We start from the raw sequence: 19,437 nt of genomic DNA, 5'->3' as shown, positions 1-19,437 counted from the left end.
CTACCCGTGCGGATATCGGGTTGTGTCATGCGGGAGGCGTCACTGTGTCACCCAATCGATGTCAATCGCCGGCGGCGGCACCCGCCGCTCGCCGCATGCCCTGCTTTGTTCGCGCGGGCCTTACCGCGACTGCTCGCCGGCCGCCAGTTCCGGCTGCACGGCCACGCGGCGCTGCAGCACGGCCGGCGCGGTTTCCTTCAGCAGCAGGCTGACCAGGATGCCCAGCACGACCGCACACATCGGCAGCCACAGAATGTTCTGGATGCCAAAGTGTGCGGCGACGTAGCCGCCCAGCGCCGGCGCGATGCCGCCGCCGAAGATCTCGCCGACGCCCACCACCACGCCGATCGACGTCGACACGAGACCGACGGGCGCGGCCTCCGTCGCCACCGGGCCGGACAGCAGCGACACCAGGCCGAGCGTGAAGAACGACGCGACGAACAGCACCCCGAACAATGCGAACGGCTCCGGGCCGAGGCCGCGGAACAGATAGAGCATCACGGCCGTTCCCGCGAAGCCGACGATGCTCGCGAGACGGCGGCCGACCAGGTCGGACAGGCCCGGCAGCCCGAACTGCCCGAGAAAGCCGCCGAAGCCGATCGCCGACACGACGAGGCCCATCTTCTGCGTGCCGAGCGCCAGGTAGTCGGTCAGGTACAGCGGCAGCAGCGCACCGAGCACGAATACGCCCGTCATCGCGCAGCACAGTGCGGCCATCGCCACGAGGATGTTGCGGCTCCTGAGCACGTGGCCGAGCGATGCCGGCGCATGTTCCGATGCGACTTCCTTCGCGACTTTCGGCTCGCGGATCACGAAGAACATGATCGCGCCGAGGATCAGGCCGGGAACGGCCACGAGCGCAAACACCCAGCGCCACGACACGAAACCGAGCAGCTGCGTCGCGATGATCGGCGACAGCGCGAGCCCGAACAGCGCGAAGCCGCTTTGCTGCAGGCCGAGGTTCAGCCCGCGCCGCCGCGGATGCGACGCGTCGGCGGTCGCGGCAAAGCTCGTCGGGCAGAACGAGCCCTCCGCGACACCCATCAGGCCGCGAATCGCCATCAGCCCGAGCAGCCCGCCCGCGAGCCCCGAGAAGCCCGACAGCAGCGAGAACGCGATGATGGCCGGAATCAGCACCTTCCTGCGGCCGACCTTGTCGGAGATGCCGCCCATCAGCGCCGCGAAGATGCCCCACGACAAGCCGAGCACGCCGATGCAGTTGCCGACGTCCTGCGCGTTCAGGTTGAGGTCCTTCATGATCGAAGGGAACAGCGGCGCGATCAGCCAGCGGTCGAGGCCGACCAGCCCGAAGCCGAGCGCCAGCAGCGTGACCGCCTTCCACTCATAGGAGGTATCCCACTCGTTTGCTTTCATTTCCGTCTCCGTGGACACAGGTTCGCCTGCGCGCGACGGAGCGCCTGCGCATCAGCCAGGTCCGATGGTTTTTGTGTGCGATGTGAATCGCCGGGAAGCGCCGGCTTCCACTCCGGTTCGACGTATCGAATCCGGCGAGCCGACGGCACAACGATAGGTGCAACGCCAGGGATCGGGTATCGAACGGGCGGCGAACGCGCCATTCGCGATATGCAAATAATCGGCGGCGGTGGGCGGAAGCGACGGTGGGAAGGCGCGCAAGGAACGGCCGTGGGGGTGACGTGACGCGCGATTGTGCGTCACGGGGGAAATCCCTCATGGACATCCGGATGACCGGGGGCTGGTTCGCTCACGCCCGGCATGCACCCGATCCGGCGAGGCCGGACGATACGTGCGGGCAACACATTTCGTATGACAAAAGATGCGTTTTCGATCTTCGCACTCATGCAGTTACGCCATGGTGGGCCGTGACGGAAACCGCCTTCCACACTATAAAACCGAAAACGGCAAAACTGCTGTCAAGCAGATAGCGCATACCGGATGCACGAGCACGATCCTGAACACATCGATTTTTATATTTCAAATCCGCCTTATCCATAATCGAATTAAGACAAATCTAATTTCCAGTTAAAAACATCCAATCCGGTTCAGCATAGCTGCCCGCAACCTTCATCTCCCAGCCTTCCAGAAAGGGATAGCGACAAATACCACCCCTGACGAACCGATATAAGACTTTTCCAATTAAAACAAATGACTCAACCAAGTCATAAAAATGTCGAACACCGTTTCAGAGCGAATTGATTTTCATCTCAAAATACCAATAAACCTTTAAAAGCCCCATTGTTTGATATTCTGCGCAGCGAAATCACGGTCACCGCTTCTTTATCGCACCGAGAATCCGACTAAAAAAAACCAAGCCAAAAAAGCAACGAGATTGCCGTTATGTCGATAGCAACAGCATTACGAAACTTTGCGTCCGGTCTGGTCGACTGGAACACCCGGCCCGTCGCCCTGCACTTCGGGCAGGCGCAACACGCGGTCGGCCATCTGCTGGCGCTTCATCACGCCGATATTCGCGAAGGACTGATGTCGGGAATCGACGGGCAGCTGACCTGCATCTCCACCCATGCTCATCTGGCGCCCACGCTGTTTCTCGGCCTGCCGGTGTCGGTCCGGCTGACGACCGACCGGGGCGACGTGCGGGCGATCAATGCGATCGTGCACGACGTGCAGGCCGGCCAATCCGACGGCGAGTTGACCGTGTACCAGTTGCGCATCTGCGATGCGCTGTCGTTGATGGACCGCCGCATCAATTCCCGCGTCTTCCGGTCGCGAAACGTCATCGACATCCTCGGCACGCTGCTGAACGAATGGCGGCAACGCAGCGCCGCACTCGCGCGCGCGTTCGATTTCGACCTGTCGGGATTGCGAGCCGAACGTTATCCGGCGCGCGAACTGACGCGGCAGGTCAACGAGTCGGACGCCCGTTTCGTGCGCCGGCTGTTGCGACGCGAAGGCATCACCGTTTTTGCCAAGGCGTGGGCGGTCGACAACGCGCGTGGCTCCGCCGACGAGCGGCCGGTCCACACGCTCGTGTTCTGCGACGACCCGCTGCGATTGCCGGAATCGCCTGCCGGTACCGTACGCCTGCATCCGCGCGATTCGGGAACCGCACAACGCGATACGGTGACGTTGTTTGCGCATCGTCAGCGCCTGTCCCCCGGCAAAGCCGGCCGTCCGTCGTGGGACTACAAGAAGGCGCGCATGGACGATTCCGCGATCGCGACGAGCACCGATCAGGGCGACGCCGGCAATGACCTGGCCCGGCTGCTGACCGATGTCGCGATCGACATTCCGCACGTCGGCGACTCGTGGAACGATCACGACCGCATCACGCATGATCGGATACTCGCCCACCAGTTCGCGGCGGAGCGCTACGACGGAATCGGCCACGTCCGCGACATGCCGGTCGGCTGCTGGTTCACGCTGACGGGCGACCCTGAACTCGACATGAAGCCGGCCGAGCAGCGGCAGTTCGTCGTGACGTCGGTACGGCACGATGTCCGGAACAACCTTCCCAAAGACCTGACGAGCCGCGTGACCATGCTGTACGCGGCCAGCCGGAACCTCGCGCAAGCCGACCCAGCCACGCCGGGCGATGCGCCGGAGCAGTCGGACACGCGCTATGAAAACCATTTCACGTGCGTGCGTCGCGGCGTGCCGCTCACGCCGTCCTACGATCCGAGAATCGACCTCCCACCGGCTCACCTGCTGACCGGCACGATCGTCGGCACGCAGGGTGAGGAAGTATTCTGCGACGCGGCCGGCCGCGTGCGCGTACGGATTCATGGCTTCGATCCCGCCGATCACGAACACGCGCAAGGCGCCGGAACGAACGGATCGGCCGGCGACAGCGCACCGATACGCGTCGGCGCGAGTCTCGCGGGCGGAAACTTCGGCACGCTCTTTCTGCCCCGCGTCGGGATGGAAGTCTTGCTGGGCTGCCTGTCGGGCGATCCGGATCGCCTGGTCATCATCGGAGTGCTAAGCAACGGCGCGAACCCGCCCGCGACGTTCACGCATACCGGCGCGCTGCCGGGCAACCGCTACGTGTCCGGGATCAAGACAAAGGAAATCAACGGCGATCGGTACAACCAGCTTCGCCTGGACGATACGCCGTCGCAAATATCCGCGCAGCTGGCGAGCGAGCATGCGCATACCCAGTTGAACCTGGGTTATCTGACGCAGCCCCGCAAGGATGGACACGGTGCCGATCGGGGCGAAGGCGCGGAGTTGCGCACCGATGCCGCGGCGGCCTTGCGCGCGGCCCAGGGCATCCTGTTCTCGACCTATGCGCGCACACGTGCGAACGGTAGTCAGCTCGATCGTGACGAACTGATTCAGTTGCTCGACCAGTGCATGATGCTGTTCAACTCGCTCGGCGACTATGCCGGCCAGCACGGCGGACGGGCCGCGGATACCGCCGGGCAGGAGAAGATCGTCGATGCGTTCCGTCACTGGAAGCCCGACCTTGCGGAAGCCGGTTCGGCCGGCGACACGTCCGCCTTGATGGCGTTCGGCGCACAGGCAGGATCGCTGCACGTCACGCCCAGGACGCATGTCATGTATGCGGGCGAGAACATCGACCAGATTGCCCAGCGGCACGTGCAGGTCGCGAGCGGCGAACGCATCAATCTGCACGCCGGCCATGGCGTCGCGATGTTCGCGCACAGCGGCGGCGTGTCGGCCATCGCGAATCGCGGGAAGGTGACGATCCAGTCGCAGGACGACGACACGCAGGTGGATTCCGCGAAGAACATCCAGCTGACCGCGGCCGGCGGCAAGCTTGCCGGCATGGCGAACGATCAGGTCGTGTTCGTCACGTCGGGCGGGGCGTACCTGAAGCTGAACGGCGGCGACATCGAACTCGGGTGCCCCGGCACGTTCACGGTGAAGTCGGCAGGCCATGCGTGGGGCGGCCCGGCCAGCATGAGCACCGATATGCCGGCGTTCGACCACGCCCCGCTCGGCCGTGTGCCGAAACTCGTTCGCTCGACCGACGGCGATGCGGTGGCGGGGTTCGACGGGCAAACGCAGAGGGGGGCCGGTGCGCCGTCGCACCTGACCACCGACGCGGCCGGTGAACTGCCGGCGGTGCATGGCGATCGGTTCGACACGCTGTCGGTGCAGTTCATCAAGAAGGATGGTTGAGATCATGACCGATTCGATTCTCGATCCTCGGCCGGTAGCGAGTGCGCACGTCCATGCGCCGGTCACGAAGACTGATGCTCCCGACGCGACGGCATCGCGCTCTTTCCCACCGCCTATCGTCGTCGGCCGAACCCAAGGGCCGATGCTGTTCGACAAGGACAAGCGGCTCATCTGCGTCAAGCAACTGCCGTTGCCCGGCGTCGTCATCTTCGTCCACGGCGTCAACTCCGAGGGCGAATGGTACAAGGCGTCCGAAGAGGGACTGTGCAAAGGCCTGAATCGTCGGCTGGGACGGCTGGACGACCAGATGAAGTATCACGGGGTCGATGCCGGGCAGTTGACGCCTGCGAAGTACACCGAGAGCGTGACGCCGGAGGGGTTTCTGAATCCGGACTTGCTGCCGGACAATTACGTCATCCCCGATCCATCGTTCTCGCCCGTCATCCATTTTCGTTGGGGCTACCGCGCGACACTGGAAGAGCTGAAGGAATACGGCGACAAGATCTTTCTCAACGAGAAGGATTATTGGGGAGGCGGCCCGTTCACCAATGGCTGTTCGAGCTTGCCCGATCTCTGGCACGGCGGCCTCGACGACCGCGCCATGGGCTGGATAACCGTACAGGGGATCAACCCGACCAACCGGCCCCTGTATCGCGCGCCGCCGCGTGCCTATGGCGTGCTTGCCGCGTTGCGGCTTGCCAAACTGATCGAGTCGATCCGGAAGATGCGCGCCGACGTGCCGATCACCGTCGTGTGTCACAGCCAGGGGAATATCGTCGGCCTCACGGGTGCGTTCTTCGGTGACGCGTTCCCGGAAGTGGAAGATCCGTGGGGACGCAAGGGGCGCTGCGTCGCGGATGCCTATGTGTTGGCGAATGCACCGTACAGCCTGGCAAACAGCGAAGGCCCGCACAAATCCGACACGTTCATGGACGCGTGGTCGCAACGTCTGACGAAGGACGCCACGGGCCGTCGCGGCCGGCAGACCTACGCGTCGCGCACTCAAACGCTTCGCACGTTCTTGTCCATGATTGGCGACCGCGCCGACCATGAACCGTCGCCCGACACAGTCGATGCCGACATGGCAAACAACCGGGTATCGCCGACCAGCGACAAGTCGTTTACCGCACAGGCTGACCGTGCACGCCACGGTCTGAACGGATCGACGTATGGGCGCGTCACGGCTTATTGCTGTCCGCACGATCAAGTGATTTCGGCGATCACCGTGCAGGGTATCGGCTGGCGCGGCATCGACAGGCACGAACTGGCGGATATCGGCGTACACGGTGTCCTGACGCAGCGCGTGTTCGCGTCCGGCTTCGATCTCGGTGTGCAGAAGCGCTATCGCTATTGGGAAGACGACTGGCGTTACGGCAAGAAAGGCACGAAGCGGGGCTTCTGGTATCCGCCGTCGCCGCCGGCGAAGTTCAATCTGGTTGGTGCGCTCAAGGGAAACGAGTCGATCTGGGGGATGGCGGCAACGCTGTTCTCGGCGCCGATCATGTTCGTCGCGACCGGGTTCAGTTCGGCAATGAACATGTTTCGCGTGAATGCCGATCCGCCGAAGGGTTGGGAGATCTGGGCGGACGCACCGGCGCTGGACGAGACGTTTACGCCACAGGCGTTGAGGTTCGACAAGCCGATTCTGACCGAGGATGGCGAAGCAACAAGTACCTTCAACGAAGGCAACGATCCGCCATCCGCATGGCGCGATGCGAGCAAGGCCGACGCGGACAAACGGGTCGACGATCCTTACGACCAGTACAAGGCGAAGAACAAGGACGGTGACGCGCACGGTACGGCCGCGAGTGAAGCCGGGCAACGTTACGAAGACCGCGCCCTGATGCGGATGGAAGCGCGCCGCACGTTGAACACGGAGTGGCTCGATAGCGACGGTCACGTCATCGGTGAAGACGGCAAAAGCGCTCTACCTGAAGGCTACAAGGAATGGCGAGACAAACAGATCGTGGATTGGCTTGATCGCGGTACGACGAACAGCCCGACGAACCACTCGACGACGATGACCAACCCGGACCATGCGGAAAAGGCGCTTGCGTATGACGTGGCGATCGGTCCGTGTTATCTGACGCCTGATCAGATGTACGACTTGCGAATTGAAGCAGATTGGCGGATGGGTGAAGGTATTCCTGAAGAAAATCCGAACCGGAAATACTACGACTACTTTATGTCCGGGATGCTCGATCGAATGGCGATGCATGAATGGGTTCATGCAGACGATTGTGAGGGCAACATGCCCGACAAAATCGTAGACGAGCGCGAAGGTCAGTTCTACCTGATGGCTGGAGGGCCGCTATGAAGGCTCTGATCGCCACTCGCTTCCGACGCATTGCTATCGCTCTTATGGTCTGGTTAATCGCGATCCCCCTGATGGCCACGTTAATGGCACATGTAGAACAACCGGACCCGGCGCACCTGGAAATTGGAGATTGGATGAAAAGATTCGTAGTTGTGCCCAGCTTACTAGCGCTCGTGGTCTTTCTATTCACCACAGCCATGTCGCGCCCAGCGCAAGCCGAGACAAGCCCCAATCCGGTCACTCGCGCAGTTCCTCAAATGGAAGAACCCGCCAAGCCTTTCGTTGCGCAGGTCGTCGGTCTGATCTGGTTGAATCCATTGCAACGGATGGACTACCCGACAGAGTGGCAGTTGTTGTGGGCACAAGGACTTGTTACTCCGAACTTGAACGACGATATGGTGCGAACGAAGCCTGAAAAATTCTCTTCACTTCGGTCAATTGGCGCACTTGTGTATGGCAATCGTGGGACAGAGACGTTCAAGGGCTTCTACGCCAAGTACGTTGATAAATCCATACTGCTGCTTCGAACGCGCTACGGGATGAATTCAAAGTACTTCTACACAGTGGGCTCCAAGAATCAGAAGGACTGGCGCGAACTCGCGGGCATACGCGTTGAAATTGCCATTCCTTCTCGTCTCGACGCAACGTTCGCTCGATCGCGCCTGGTCGATCGAATGATGACATTCTATGAAATCGGCCCGCCGTCCCCCAAAACTCTGTGGAGCCGTGACACGCCCCCTGATGTGCAGGTCACGCAAGGCGGTGCAAACGCCGGCTTCACGTCGTTGAACAACGCGCTGGACTATCTGCAAGCGAACCCCGACAAGAGCGTGTGGGTGATGAATTGGGACGCGCCGAATTTCCCGCCCACCGATGCCCAGATCAACGAGAACCTCGTCGTGCTGTTCCTCGCCGGCCCGACCTTCAACACCGAGCGCGAACCGCTCGCGTGGATCGGCAAGGCAGCGACCGGCAACGCCGACGCGTTTTCGAAAAAGTCCGGCACGACACGAACAGTGCAAGCGTGGAAGGCAACCATCGACCAGGCGTCGCGCAACGCAGGGATCGCGATTCCAGATATCAGATACATCGTTCACGATGCCGGCACTGGTAGCGACGCCGCATCGGCGCGACTTGTCGGCCTATCGCAGACACTCACCGAAATCCTGCCGGAATACGACCACAAGAATCAGACGTTCAACACGTCGGCATTGCTCGGCGACATGGGAACCGGCAGCGCATTGACCGACGTTGCGCTGGCAATCGGCCGGATCAATCACTACGGCGGCAACGCGCTCGTCGCGGGCACGACCGACCCGAAACACCCCGCAGCCGTCGTGGTCATGCCACCGGCCAATCTCACGCCAATCGATCCGAACGAGGACTGGTTCCGTGCGCGTGGTGGAAACAACGCCTACCTCCCATGGTGGGGGCGTCGTCACGACACCAACTACGGGATGCAGGGCTATTCATGGTGATGCAAGTCGACGCGCAGCGCGTTGAGCACGAACGCACCCGCCACACCAAATCACACTGGGAATGGGTTATATGCGAGGAATCATTCGAGTAGGCGACCAGCACACTCACGGCGGCAAGGTCGAATCCGGAGCGGCGACGAGCAAGGTGATGGGACGCGCGGTCGCCCGTGTCGGCGATGCATGTTCGTGCCCGCTTCACGGCGCCTGCGTAATTGCTGAAGGAGACGAGGCGTTCAATGTCGAAGGCCGCCCCGCCGCATTCCACGATCACAAGACGTCCTGCGGCGCGGCCTTGATATCTACCCTGCAAACTTCCGGGCGCATCTGAATGGCACCGATTCGACGCATGACGGCCGAACAGTTTCGGTTGTTGAGGCTGCACGATACCCGGATCAAGCCGGTGAACCGGTGGGCATTGTTTGAAATCTTCGTCAAGGGCCGGTCGCAGCGCAAGCTCGCCGCCGAACTCGGCATCACCAATTCCGCCATGTCGCAGCTGGTACGGAGAGCGTGGCAGCGATATCTGGCATTGCCGGGCAACGACACGCGCCTGACCACCCTGACGATCACGATCCCTGCCCGGTACGAAAGCGCCTTGCGTGCATGGGTACGCGACACTCACCGACAGGCCACGCTACTCGATCCGCCGTGATCACCCGGTCGAGCCGGGGGAAACGCCGCGCCCCCTTCCCCGTCTTGCAGACGTCGCGGAACGGTGCCACGTATCCCTCGTTTCCCCCGCATCCCTGAGACGGGGCCATCTCGCGCGGCGGCATCGATCAAGAAATAAATTCCCCCAACTTCCACAAAAACAAAACGACATTCCACGATAAGCCCAAACACCAACCCATTTTGGATCCTTTTTCGCTTCTGTCCCCCGTATCATTTCTCCCATTCTGAAAGAACAGAGCAAGAGACGGACATGAGCGAACCCACCACGCTGCACTACCTCGACTACGCAGCCACGACGCCAGCCGATCCCGGCGTGATCGAAGCGATGACGGCCTGCCTCGGCTTCGACGGCATCTTCGGCAACCCCGCATCGAGCTCGCACGCCGCCGGCCGGCTCGCGAAAGACAAGGTCGAGCAGGCCCGCGCGCAAGTCGCCGCGCTGATCGGCGCGGATGCCGACGAGATCGTCTGGACGTCCGGCGCCACCGAATCGAACAACCTCGCGCTGAAGGGTTACGCGGAAAACGCGACCGACAAGCGCCACCTGATCACGAGCCGCATCGAGCACAAGGCGATCCTCGACACGATGGCGAACCTGTCGAAGCACGGCATGTCGGTCACGTTCGTGGCGCCCACGCGCGACGGCGAAATCACCGCCGACGCCGTCGCTGCCGCCATCGGCCCCGATACGGGCCTCGTGTCGCTGATGCTGGTGAACAACGAACTCGGCACGCTGACCGACATTGCCGCGATCTCCCGCATCGTGCACGCGGCCGGCGCGCTGCTCCACGTCGACGCCGCGCAGGCGCTCGGCAAGACGCCGATCGACGTGCGCGCGCTCGGCATCGACATGCTGTCGATGTCCGCGCACAAGGTGTACGGTCCGAAGGGTATCGGCGCGCTGTTCGTGCGCCGCGACATCGCCAACCGGATCGCCCCGCAAATCCACGGCGGCGGGCACGAGCGCGGCCTGCGCTCGGGCACGCTCGCGACGCATCAGATCGTCGGCATGGGCGTCGCATGCGAACTGGCCGCGGAAAAGCTCGACGGTGAAGCCGCGCGGATCGCGGCGCTCGGCGCGCGCCTGACGAACGCGCTCGCCGCGCTCGGCGACGTCACGCAGAACGCGGCCACGGCACGCCGCATCCCGCACACGCTGAGCCTGACGGTGAATGCGCCCGGCTTCTTCCCGTTCATGCTCGACGAAGCGCTTGCCGTGTCGTCGACCTCCGCGTGCAACTCGGCCAGCGGCGCACCGTCGCACGTGCTGACCGCGATCGGCCTCGACGCGGAGACGGCAGGCCGCACCGTGCGCGTGAGCTTCGGCCGCTTTACGACGGAGCAGGACGTCGATTTCGCGATCGCCTGTTTCCGCCGCGCGATCGAGCAGTGTCGTGCGACAGCCGCGAACGGGTTTTCCGCTTCGCGGCAGATCACGCCGGCCGATCTGAAGGCGATCCGCAACGCCGGCTTCCGCTCGGTGATCTGCAACCGGCCCGACGGCGAAGGCGCCGACCAGCCCGCATTCGACGAGATCGCCGCGGCGGCCCGCGAACTGGGCCTCGACGCGCGCTACCTGCCGGTCGAGCGCGACCGCATCGGCGAGGCGGACATCGACGCATTCGGCGCGCTGGTCGACACGCTGCCGAAACCGGTGCTCGCATACTGCGGAAGCGGCAACCGGGCCGGCATGCTGTGGAATCGCCTGTCGGCACGACGCACGGCCTGAGCCGGCACACTTCCGTCGTTACACCGCAACGTCCGCGTTCACGCACGAAGCCGACGCTTCGCTGCCTGAACGCGCGGTGACGCCGGCCTACCCAGCCTCACTTCCCTTCATCGTCGTCCATCGGCGTATAGACCGCCAGCTTCAGCGCGGGATCGTCGTTCGCCTGGAACGTCGCATACTCGTAGCGCTGCGTGCCGCGTTGCGCGTGGACGAGCACCTTCTCGCCCGACACGCCGCTGCGCACGTCGTGCTCGTCCCACCATTGCGCGAACTCGACGCTGCCGGCGCGCAAGCGTTCCACCAGCGCGACGAATGCCGGCTCGCTCGCGTAGAGATCGTGGTTCGTGCGAAACAGCGCGATCATCCGGCGCGCCTCGTCGGCCCAGCTCGCGGCGAAGAGCGCACGCGCGTGCGGCTCGACGAACATGTAGACAAGGATGTTGCGATCGGCTTCCGCCAGCCGGTCGAAGCCGAGCAGTTCGGCCGCGGCGTCATTCCACGCGAGGATGTCCCAGCGCCGCCCGGTCACGTATGCAGGCTGCTGAAGATAGGCAACGAGCCGCGCGATCGCGGGCGGCACACGCTCCGGCACGAACGCACGCGCCTCGTCGCGCCGTGCGAGCGTGCGCAGATGGGCAGCCTCGGCCTTGTCCAGCCGCAATGCGCGTGCCAGCGCGTCGAGCGTCGCATCCGACGGGCTGACGTCGCGCCCCTGCTCGAGCCGCACGTACCAGTCGACGCCGATGCCGGCCAGTTCCGCCACTTCCTCGCGCCGCAGGCCGGGCGTACGCCTGCGTGAGCCGCCGTGCAGGCCGACGGCATCCGGCCGCAGCTTCTTGCGCCGCGAGCGCAGGAAATCGCCGAACGGCGTTCGCGTGGTGACGGTCATCGGGTTCGCTCCATGCAGGGTGGTATTGGCCGATCCTGGGCTCGTGCCGAGCCTTGTTGCGGATTCTAAGCCTGCCAGAATCGATGGGCCCCCTCCATCAGGAACCCTCATGAAAGCTGCGATTCTGAAGTCGCTCGGCCTGCCGCTTGCTATCGAGACGATACCCGACCCCGTGCTCGGCACCGGCGAGGTCATCGTGGATGTCGTCGCGACACCGGTTCTGCCCTACGCGCGCGAAGTGTTCAACGGCGAGCGTCGTTATCCGCTCGAACTGCCGATGGTGCCCGGCTGCGGCGCGATCGGCCGGGTCCGTCAAACCGGCCCCGACGCGACGCAGTTGCAGCCGGGCGACTGGGTGTTCTGCGATCCGACCGTGCGCTCGCGCGACGATGCGCGGATGCCCGACATCGTGCTGCAGGGCTGGAGCGCGCGCGGCGAAGGCGGCAAGCAGTTGCAGCGCTACTTTCACGATGGCCCGTTCGCCGAGCGGCTGCGCGTGCCGACCGAGAACGCGGTACGCATCGGCGATATCGCCTCGGCCGACGCCGCGCGCTGGTGCGCGCTCAATACGCTGCTCGTGCCGTACGGCGGGCTGCTCGCGTCCGACCTGCGCGCGGGCGAGATCCTGCTCGTCAGCGGTGCGACCGGCAACTTCGGCAGCGCATGCATCGCGGTGGCGCTGGCAATGGGCGCGCGGTGCGTGGTCGCACCCGGCCGCAATGCGCGCGTACTTGCCGACCTCGAACGCCGCTTCGGCGACCGCGTGCGCACGGTGGAGCTGACCGGCGATGAAACCGCTGATCGCGCCCGCATGCAGCAGGCAGCGCCGGGGCCGATCGACTGCGTGATCGACCTGATGCCGCCTTCGGTGCCGGCGACGACGGTGCGTGCCGCCGTGATGGCCGTGCGCCCCTACGGGCGCGTGGTGCTGATGGGCGGCGTCGGCATGCTCGGCGGGGCGGGGCTGGAGTTGCCGTATCCATGGATCATGCGCAACGACATCACGCTGCGCGGCAAGTGGATGTATCCAACGGAAGCGGTGACGCTGATGGCGGGGCTGGTTCACGGCGGGCTGCTCGATCTCGGGCATTTCGACGTGACGGCGTTCGCGCTCGACGACGCGAACGATGCGGTCGCGCATGCAGCCGCGAACGGCGGGCCGTTCAAGGTGACGGTGATCGCGCCCTGACCTCGGCACGCGGCGATCGTGGCGGAGCGCGATCCGGTGGAAAGCGCGCGCGAAACACTGCGCGAGTGTCCACCGGCCAAGCCCGGGCGCCAGTGAATTCCGGCACAATGCCCGTCGTGTCCGTCACCCGAAACCCGCATGCCCTGCCCGTCAAACTCCCGCGCGCGGAAGCGCGCCGACGCCGGCGCTCCTTCCTCCGACAGCCCGAGCAACCGGCGGCGTGCCGGCCGGGCCGCCGCGCTGCTGCTCGCCGTGAGCCTCGCCGCGTGCGACGCGACGCCCGTCCCTGACCGGCTCTCGGACTTCGATGCGACCTACGCGATGCAGGAGCGGTTCGGCCTCGGCGACGTATTGGTATTTCTCGGGTCCTGCATCGGCGCCAAAAACCCGACGTATCCGGGCCAGGCCGCCTGCACCGCTGTCATCTACTCGAACGGCCACGGGACGGAAACGCAGGCCGATTTCCACTGGAACGGAAAGAAATGGGCGGCCGAGCCCACCCAGTCGCAGGATCTCCTGCCTTACCCCGATCCCAGGCTCGCGAAGTGGGTGAAGTAAGCGCGCGCGACGCGCCGCTACTTCGGATACTCCAGTTGCAGCGCGACCCAGCCCGATGTCGCGTCTCCGTAGCGTGCCGCGATGTCTCCGAGCACTCCCGGAAGCACCGATTCGCCACGCCGTCCGGCCGGCATCGCCACGCGCGCGTGCCCGGCATTCGCCGGCTGCGCCAGCAACCGCAGCCCGTGCCTCGACTCGATCACGCGCGCGCCCGCCGTCGCGACGACGTCGCTGCGCCAGGTCCGCGCCCACGCGTCGGCGGTCAATGCAACCGGAAGCTCGTCGAACCCGTCTTCGACCGGAAGATCGAACGTCTCGTGCCGCCAGAACGCGAGGCGGTTCGTCAATGCGACCGTCACTGCCGGCGCGGTCAACACGAACCGGCTGCCGTCATGAACGTCGCTCCATGCCTGCGCGCCGACGCGCCGCGCAGTCTCGCGCGCCGCGGCCGGCCCGGCCAGCGCACTCACCAATGCCAGCGAAGCGGGAATCGACGCCGACACGCCTGTCGTCGTCATGACGTTGCCGTCCATCACATAGCGGCGATCGTCGACCCACGTCGTTCCGGTAAAGCGGCGACGCAGGCGATCGCGCGAATACCAGTGCGACGTCGCCGTGCGCTGCTGGAGCAGGCCCGCATTCGCGAGGACTTCCGCCCCATCGCAGATCGCCACCATCGTCGCGCCGCCAACGGCCTGCTTGCGCAACCACGCCAGCACCGCCGGCCGGTCGGCACCGTGCAGCGCGGGAACGATCACGACATCCGCCCCGGCCGGAACGGTCGCGTCGAACCGGTCGAACGTGGTGTCGGCCAGCATGCGCAACGCGGGCATCAGTTCGACCTCGCCTTCGTCGGCCGATACGGCGACGACATCGGCCGCACCGGACGTCTTCAGAATCGCGTACGGAACGATGAAATCGGTCGTCTCCGTTCCTGCATTGTCCGCGACGATCGCCACGAGCGGTCGCACGCGGCCCGCCTTCGGCGCGCCGACCGTGAGCGCTCGTGCGACCGGCGGTGTGTCCTCCGCCCTCACCGGTGCCGCCAGCCCCGCCGCACACGCGCCCAGCATCGCGCACACGAGCAGCACTGCCCCGCCTGTCTTCCCTGACCGCATCGTCCATCCGTATTCGTCGATTGCACGTCCGGAAAATTACAAGGATCATGCTCGCGGTCACAAGGACAACTCCACCGCACTTTCTGCCATGTCCCAGTCAACCTGTTCGGCACGCGACATCGTTGTCGTCGGCTTCGAAGGCGTCCAGTCGCTCGACATCACGGGCCCGATGGAAGTGTTCGCGGTCGCGAACCGTCATCTTCCCGACCATGCGCGGCCGTACCGGCTCACGCTCGCGTCGCAACACGGCGACGACATCGTCACGCACGCGGGCCTGCGCCTCGCCGGTACGGCCGCGCTGGCGGCACTGCCGGGGCAGATCGACACGATCGTCGTCGCCGGCGGCAATGAAGCGGCGCTGCGACACGCGGCGTCGGAAGCCGGCGTGCTGCCGTGGCTGCGCACGCGGATCGCGGACACGCGGCGAATCGCAAGCATCTGCACGGGTGCGTTCGTGCTCGCCGCGGGCGGATGGCTGGACGGCAAGCGCGCGACCACGCACTGGAACCAGTGTGCGACGCTGCAGGCGCTGTGCCCCGACGCGCGAATCGAACCGGACGCGATCTACGTGAGCGATCCGCCGTTTCATACGTCGGCCGGCGTGACGGCCGGCATCGACCTGTGTCTTGCATTCGTCGAGGCGGACTGCGGCGCGCCGACCGCGCTCGCGGTCGCGCGCGAACTCGTGCTGTTCATGCATCGTCCCGGCGGGCAGGCGCAGTTCAGCGTCGGGCTCGATATCCAGGCCAACGCGACGCCGCGCATGCGGACGCTGCTCACAGGGATCGCCGACGATCCGACCGGCGATCTCGGCGTCGCCGCGCTGGCCGCACGGATGCACATGAGCGAACGCACGTTTGCGCGCAACTTCCTCAAGGAAACCGGGCGATCGCCCGCGCAGTTCGTCCTTGCGGCACGCGTCGAGCGCGCGAAGGCGCTGCTGGAGCGGGCCGACTGGCCGCTCGAGCGGGTCGCCGAGCAGTCGGGATTCGGCAGCGTCGACGCGTTGCAGCGCGCATTCGCGAAGCAGGTCGGCGTCTCGCCGCGCGACTATCGCGCCCGCTTCGGCGCGAGGCGCGACCGGCAGCGGATCGCGTAAGCCGGCGCACCGCGCAATACGCGTTCCAGCGTACGTTGAACCTGAACCCCATCACGAACCTGCGGGACGTGCGCCTGAATCACGCACGCCGCGAGTTCCGGCTCGGCGATTCCGTAACGTCCGCAGCCACCAGATGGGGCTTCCGGCGCCTGAGCAGTTTCGCGCGGGACTATCGCGCGATGTTCGGCGAGTTGCCGTCGCCATCGCGAAGCGCCACGCACGCCACGCAACCTGAACGCCTGTCACCTTCCGGCGGCCGGTGCGAACGATCCCGCACCGGCCGCCGCCCTGCCTGCTACGTCACTCGTCCTGTTGTTCCTGCTGCGCCTGCACCTGCCGCTGCTGGATGAACTGCCGCACATCGCTCATCGTCACGCGGCCGGTGTGCTTCGCATCGATCTCGTCGAAGTGCTTCGACACGAAGCCGAGCCCGCTGCTCTGCGCCTGCGCCTTCGTCACGGCCGCGCCGTTGCTCAGCACCGTATTGGCGCCGAGCCGCGCATCGACACGCTGCTGCGCCTGCTGCTGCAACGTCGCGCCGGTCGACGGCAGCACCGGCGCCGCCCGCGTGGCAGGAAAGAACGGACCGTCGACACCGTGCCCGCCGTGCGGCAGCTTCACCGGCGCCACCGACTGCGGCGGCAACGCGTGGGCACTGCTCATCACGGCACCGAGGACGATCAACGGGGACATACGCCGCATCAAATTGATTAGGGACATGATCACTCGCATTCAATGGATGAATAGAGGGTTCCTTTGACAAGGAGTCCGTCGCTCACGGGGCCGCTGCCAGCGTCGTCGCGGCCGTCGCGCCGGGGACGCTGCCGGTCGGCACGCTCGGCGGGTTTTCATCCGGCCACGGCGGCGGCAGCGTATGCAGCGTCAGTGCCGTCGGAATCCGCGCGCCCTTGTAGAACGTCTTCAGGTCCCGCTTCATCTGCGGACGGGCGACGTCGTCCAGGTAGATCATGTGACCGCCCTGGAAGAAGTTCACCTGCAGCTTCGGATTCAGGCCCTTCACCGTCTGCAGCCGCGCGAGCTGCTTCTCGGTGTTGAAGAACGGCGTCGCGAGGTCGTGGAAACCGTTCTCCGCGAGCACGCGAAGCTTCGGGTTGAGCTGCAGCGCACCGAGCAGATCGGGGATCGTGTCGGGCATCGGCTGGCCGTCGTGCGAGAAGTCCCAGACGCCGATGATGTTGTCGTTCAGCGGCAGGTACGTCGCGTTCGGGGCGGTGTAGCCGAGGTAATCCGGCATCTGCGTCGCGAGCGCGTTCGTGAACGGCTGCGAAATCAGGATGTCGGACGGGTCGCCGTCGTTCTGCAGCCGCGGATCGGAGTTCGGCAACGACACGCGTCCGTCGTACCGGCCGATCGTCGTCCCGGGCAGCAGGCTCGTGCCGAACGGATTCGCGTTGAAGTAACCGCGCAGCGCCTGTTGCGTGAGGCTCGACGGGATCGACCACAGCTTGAGCGTCGCGTCGCTCGGGAACACCGGCGTGCCGAGCGCATCCGGAATGCCGAGCTGGCTCAACACCCACGACTGCGAATACTTCTGCAGCTGGTTGTAGATCAGCGTCGTGAACAGTTCCGTCTGCAGTGCGTACAGATCCTGGTTCACCGGTGCCGGCGAAACCTGGTTGAAGTACGCCGCGACCGCCGCATAACCGGGCAGGTAACCGGCCACGGTATCGGTTTCGAGCAGCAGCCCCTCCGTCGACTGCGTGATCGCCACGGCTTCCACCGCATCCGCGAAGTAGTTCAGGATTGCAGACTGCAGCACGATTCCCGTCAGGTGCACGCCGGCCGATTCGAGCGCCAGCGCGAGCATGTCGGTACGCGGCGTGCCGTACGATTCGCCGTACAGGTAGATCGGCGACGTGCTGCGGCTGTTGACGTTCAGGTAGCGCTGGATGAAGTCGCGCATGATGTTCACGTCCGCATCGGAACCCCAGTACTTCTGGTTGGTGTTCGGCAACACGGCTTCCGACAGCCCGGTGCCGGGCGGGTCGATGAACACGAGGTCGGTGGTGTCGATCAGGCTGTCGGCGTTGTCGACGAGCGGATAGTTCGGCCAGTTGCTGCCGAACCCCGGATCGGGCGTGGCCACGCGGGTCGGCGCGAACGAGCCGAGACGCAGCCAGATCGACGACGAGCCGGGGCCGCCGTTATAGACGAACGTGACGGGGCGCGGCTTGCCGTTCTTGCTCGGCGCGGTGTACGCGACATACGACATCGACGCTTCCGCATTGCCGTTCGCGTCCTGCGCGGTCAGGTGGCCGGTGGTCGTCGTGTAGTTGACGGTCGTGCCGCCGTTTTTCCACTGGTAATGCATGACGGCCGCTTTCTCGGACACCTGCGCGGGGGCGAGGCCGTCGGTCGCGTTCATCGAATAGGCGACCGGGTCGACGTACGGCTGGTTGGCCGCAGGCGCCTGACTGCTGGCCGCTTGCGCGCTGGCCTGCTGGCTGGCCGTTGTCTGCGCGAGACTCGATGCGCCGACGGACGACGAATCGTCGCCGCCGCACGCCGCGAGCGCCAGTGTCATCGCGGTCAATGCGCCTAGCCCGGCCATCCGGCCGCGACGGCCATGGCGGCTGCCGGTACTGCTCCTGTCTGGTTTCATCTCGTTCCTTGTGGCTGGTTCGGATACCGCTTCACAAAGGCCGCCCTCACTGGCGAGACGCGCAGCAACACCCGCCACTCGCGCAAAGGCGGTTGGGATCGGACTGCTTCAAGAGACTGAACGTGATACAGACACAGCAAACTGCTGGCGAGAATCGTGCTTGAACCGCCCCCTGCAGTTTGGACTTCTTTTCTGATTACCGAAATTTACGACATCGACAAAATAGGCGGTGCTGCGCCGCGTTGTCAAAGATCATTCCGATATTAAAAATCCCGCAATGATGCGAAGGGCCGCCAGTGTCTGGCATTTGAAAGAAAACGGGATTATTCGTGCAAGGTGCGTCTTGTCGGAAATGCCGCGCCGAATATTTTACTTTTCGCGCACAACGACGAAGCCTTTACTGCATTGATGCAGCACGCTCAATACCTTCAGATCGGCAGGATTTTTCTTTCATTTTTATTATCGCCAACCGATTAATGCATTGCGGCGAAATGCAGGCTTGATTCGAAGATTCGATTCACTTCAATCATTCTTCAATCCGGGGCTTATGCATCTCCGCCATCCATAAAATACCGATTTCGCGGAATTGCATCGATTCCAGTGGAATTATTTACCCGATATCCGGCCGGGTTTGTCGATGCGCGAACGGCGTGCGATTCATCCGCCGCCCGCGCGACGAC

15 protein-coding genes are annotated in these 19,437 nt (G+C 64.6%); 10 read left to right on the top strand and 5 right to left on the bottom strand.

Annotated features, from left to right (window positions below; translation table 11 throughout):
* Positions 1–120 precede the first annotated feature (120 nt).
* Entirely contained in the window at positions 121–1,374 is a 1,254-nt protein-coding gene (locus tag AB3K92_RS09780) for an MFS transporter (protein WP_059589287.1), read from the bottom strand.
* Positions 1,375–2,316: 942 nt separating this feature from the next.
* Here AB3K92_RS09780 and AB3K92_RS09775 point away from each other — a divergent pair.
* The 6 genes from AB3K92_RS09775 to AB3K92_RS09750 all read left to right on the top strand — a co-directional run bounded on the left by AB3K92_RS09775 (position 2,317) and on the right by AB3K92_RS09750 (position 11,281).
* Positions 2,317–5,085, top strand: coding sequence for a type VI secretion system Vgr family protein (locus AB3K92_RS09775; RefSeq protein WP_369464920.1), 2,769 nt, complete (start codon positions 2,317–2,319; stop codon positions 5,083–5,085).
* Positions 5,086–5,089: 4 nt separating this feature from the next.
* Complete coding sequence (locus tag AB3K92_RS09770; protein WP_081062592.1) at positions 5,090–7,402, top strand: hypothetical protein; 2,313 nt, start codon at positions 5,090–5,092, stop codon at positions 7,400–7,402.
* A complete protein-coding gene (locus tag AB3K92_RS09765; protein WP_369464919.1) occupies positions 7,399–8,880 on the top strand; it encodes a virulence factor in 1,482 nt (493 codons plus the stop codon). Before AB3K92_RS09770 ends, AB3K92_RS09765 begins: the two co-directional genes overlap by 4 nt.
* Positions 8,881–8,950: 70 nt before the next feature.
* Positions 8,951–9,208 carry a PAAR domain-containing protein gene (locus tag AB3K92_RS09760; RefSeq protein ID WP_081052751.1) on the top strand — a complete coding sequence of 86 codons (258 nt, stop codon included), beginning with the start codon at positions 8,951–8,953 and terminating at the stop codon, positions 9,206–9,208.
* An 18-nt stretch (positions 9,209–9,226) separates the two neighbouring features.
* Positions 9,227–9,532 carry a TrfB-related DNA-binding protein gene (locus tag AB3K92_RS09755; RefSeq protein WP_059817489.1) on the top strand — a complete coding sequence of 102 codons (306 nt, stop codon included), beginning with the start codon at positions 9,227–9,229 and terminating at the stop codon, positions 9,530–9,532.
* Between the two features lie 270 nt (positions 9,533–9,802).
* Positions 9,803–11,281, top strand: coding sequence for an aminotransferase class V-fold PLP-dependent enzyme (locus AB3K92_RS09750; protein WP_059817486.1), 1,479 nt, complete (start codon positions 9,803–9,805; stop codon positions 11,279–11,281).
* A 97-nt stretch (positions 11,282–11,378) separates the two neighbouring features.
* Here the strand turns inward: AB3K92_RS09750 and AB3K92_RS09745 are convergent, their stop codons facing one another.
* A complete protein-coding gene (locus AB3K92_RS09745; RefSeq protein ID WP_318827748.1) occupies positions 11,379–12,170 on the bottom strand; it encodes a helix-turn-helix transcriptional regulator in 792 nt (263 codons plus the stop codon).
* A gap of 109 nt (positions 12,171–12,279) precedes the next feature.
* On the opposite strand from AB3K92_RS09745, the gene AB3K92_RS09740 reads away from it, so the two are divergent.
* Together AB3K92_RS09740 and AB3K92_RS09735 are read left to right on the top strand one after the other, a co-directional pair.
* On the top strand, positions 12,280–13,359 hold the full coding sequence (locus tag AB3K92_RS09740; RefSeq protein ID WP_060305886.1) for a zinc-binding alcohol dehydrogenase family protein: 1,080 nt from the start codon (positions 12,280–12,282) through the stop codon (positions 13,357–13,359).
* A 138-nt stretch (positions 13,360–13,497) separates the two neighbouring features.
* On the top strand, positions 13,498–13,917 hold the full coding sequence (locus tag AB3K92_RS09735; RefSeq protein ID WP_059817480.1) for a hypothetical protein: 420 nt from the start codon (positions 13,498–13,500) through the stop codon (positions 13,915–13,917).
* 17 nt (positions 13,918–13,934) lie between these two features.
* Here the strand turns inward: AB3K92_RS09735 and AB3K92_RS09730 are convergent, their stop codons facing one another.
* A complete protein-coding gene (locus AB3K92_RS09730; protein WP_369464918.1) occupies positions 13,935–15,035 on the bottom strand; it encodes a DJ-1/PfpI family protein in 1,101 nt (366 codons plus the stop codon).
* An 88-nt stretch (positions 15,036–15,123) separates the two neighbouring features.
* On the opposite strand from AB3K92_RS09730, the gene AB3K92_RS09725 reads away from it, so the two are divergent.
* Positions 15,124–16,134: a GlxA family transcriptional regulator gene (locus AB3K92_RS09725; RefSeq protein ID WP_369464916.1), complete on the top strand. Its 1,011-nt coding sequence runs from the start codon at positions 15,124–15,126 to the stop codon at positions 16,132–16,134.
* Between the two features lie 35 nt (positions 16,135–16,169).
* Positions 16,170–16,484, top strand: coding sequence for a helix-turn-helix domain-containing protein (locus tag AB3K92_RS09720; RefSeq protein WP_369464915.1), 315 nt, complete (start codon positions 16,170–16,172; stop codon positions 16,482–16,484).
* On the opposite strand, the gene AB3K92_RS09715 is transcribed toward AB3K92_RS09720, so the two are convergent.
* The gene (locus tag AB3K92_RS09715) at positions 16,435–16,866 is read right to left on the bottom strand and encodes a hypothetical protein (protein ID WP_051392297.1); all 432 of its coding nucleotides are present in this window, start codon (positions 16,864–16,866) and stop codon (positions 16,435–16,437) included. The genes AB3K92_RS09720 and AB3K92_RS09715 overlap by 50 nt on opposite strands.
* A gap of 43 nt (positions 16,867–16,909) precedes the next feature.
* Positions 16,910–18,757, bottom strand: coding sequence for a peptidase S10 (locus tag AB3K92_RS09710; protein WP_048024534.1), 1,848 nt, complete (start codon positions 18,755–18,757; stop codon positions 16,910–16,912).
* Positions 18,758–19,437: the final 680 nt, after the last annotated feature.

This window comes from Burkholderia sp. Bmkn7 (assembly GCF_041103175.1).
Classification (GTDB): domain Bacteria; phylum Pseudomonadota; class Gammaproteobacteria; order Burkholderiales; family Burkholderiaceae; genus Burkholderia; species Burkholderia cepacia.
This window is presented reverse-complemented; position numbering and strand designations above follow the sequence as displayed.

What these genes read in the sequence shown, in the direction of transcription:
- AB3K92_RS09755 (WP_059817489.1), top strand. Translation starts at nt 9,227, where the DNA reads ATGACGGCCGAACAGTTTCGGTTGTTGAGGCTGCACGATACCCGGATC.
- AB3K92_RS09725 (WP_369464916.1), top strand. Translation starts at nt 15,124, where the DNA reads ATGTCCCAGTCAACCTGTTCGGCACGCGACATCGTTGTCGTCGGCTTC.
- AB3K92_RS09710 (WP_048024534.1), bottom strand. Translation starts at nt 18,757, where the DNA reads ATGAAACCAGACAGGAGCAGTACCGGCAGCCGCCATGGCCGTCGCGGC.
- AB3K92_RS09715 (WP_051392297.1), bottom strand. Translation starts at nt 16,866, where the DNA reads ATGCGAGTGATCATGTCCCTAATCAATTTGATGCGGCGTATGTCCCCG.
- AB3K92_RS09760 (WP_081052751.1), top strand. Translation starts at nt 8,951, where the DNA reads ATGCGAGGAATCATTCGAGTAGGCGACCAGCACACTCACGGCGGCAAG.
- AB3K92_RS09775 (WP_369464920.1), top strand. Translation starts at nt 2,317, where the DNA reads ATGTCGATAGCAACAGCATTACGAAACTTTGCGTCCGGTCTGGTCGAC.
- AB3K92_RS09735 (WP_059817480.1), top strand. Translation starts at nt 13,498, where the DNA reads ATGCCCTGCCCGTCAAACTCCCGCGCGCGGAAGCGCGCCGACGCCGGC.
- AB3K92_RS09750 (WP_059817486.1), top strand. Translation starts at nt 9,803, where the DNA reads ATGAGCGAACCCACCACGCTGCACTACCTCGACTACGCAGCCACGACG.
- AB3K92_RS09740 (WP_060305886.1), top strand. Translation starts at nt 12,280, where the DNA reads ATGAAAGCTGCGATTCTGAAGTCGCTCGGCCTGCCGCTTGCTATCGAG.
- AB3K92_RS09765 (WP_369464919.1), top strand. Translation starts at nt 7,399, where the DNA reads ATGAAGGCTCTGATCGCCACTCGCTTCCGACGCATTGCTATCGCTCTT.
- AB3K92_RS09745 (WP_318827748.1), bottom strand. Translation starts at nt 12,170, where the DNA reads ATGACCGTCACCACGCGAACGCCGTTCGGCGATTTCCTGCGCTCGCGG.
- AB3K92_RS09730 (WP_369464918.1), bottom strand. Translation starts at nt 15,035, where the DNA reads ATGCGGTCAGGGAAGACAGGCGGGGCAGTGCTGCTCGTGTGCGCGATG.
- AB3K92_RS09770 (WP_081062592.1), top strand. Translation starts at nt 5,090, where the DNA reads ATGACCGATTCGATTCTCGATCCTCGGCCGGTAGCGAGTGCGCACGTC.
- AB3K92_RS09780 (WP_059589287.1), bottom strand. Translation starts at nt 1,374, where the DNA reads ATGAAAGCAAACGAGTGGGATACCTCCTATGAGTGGAAGGCGGTCACG.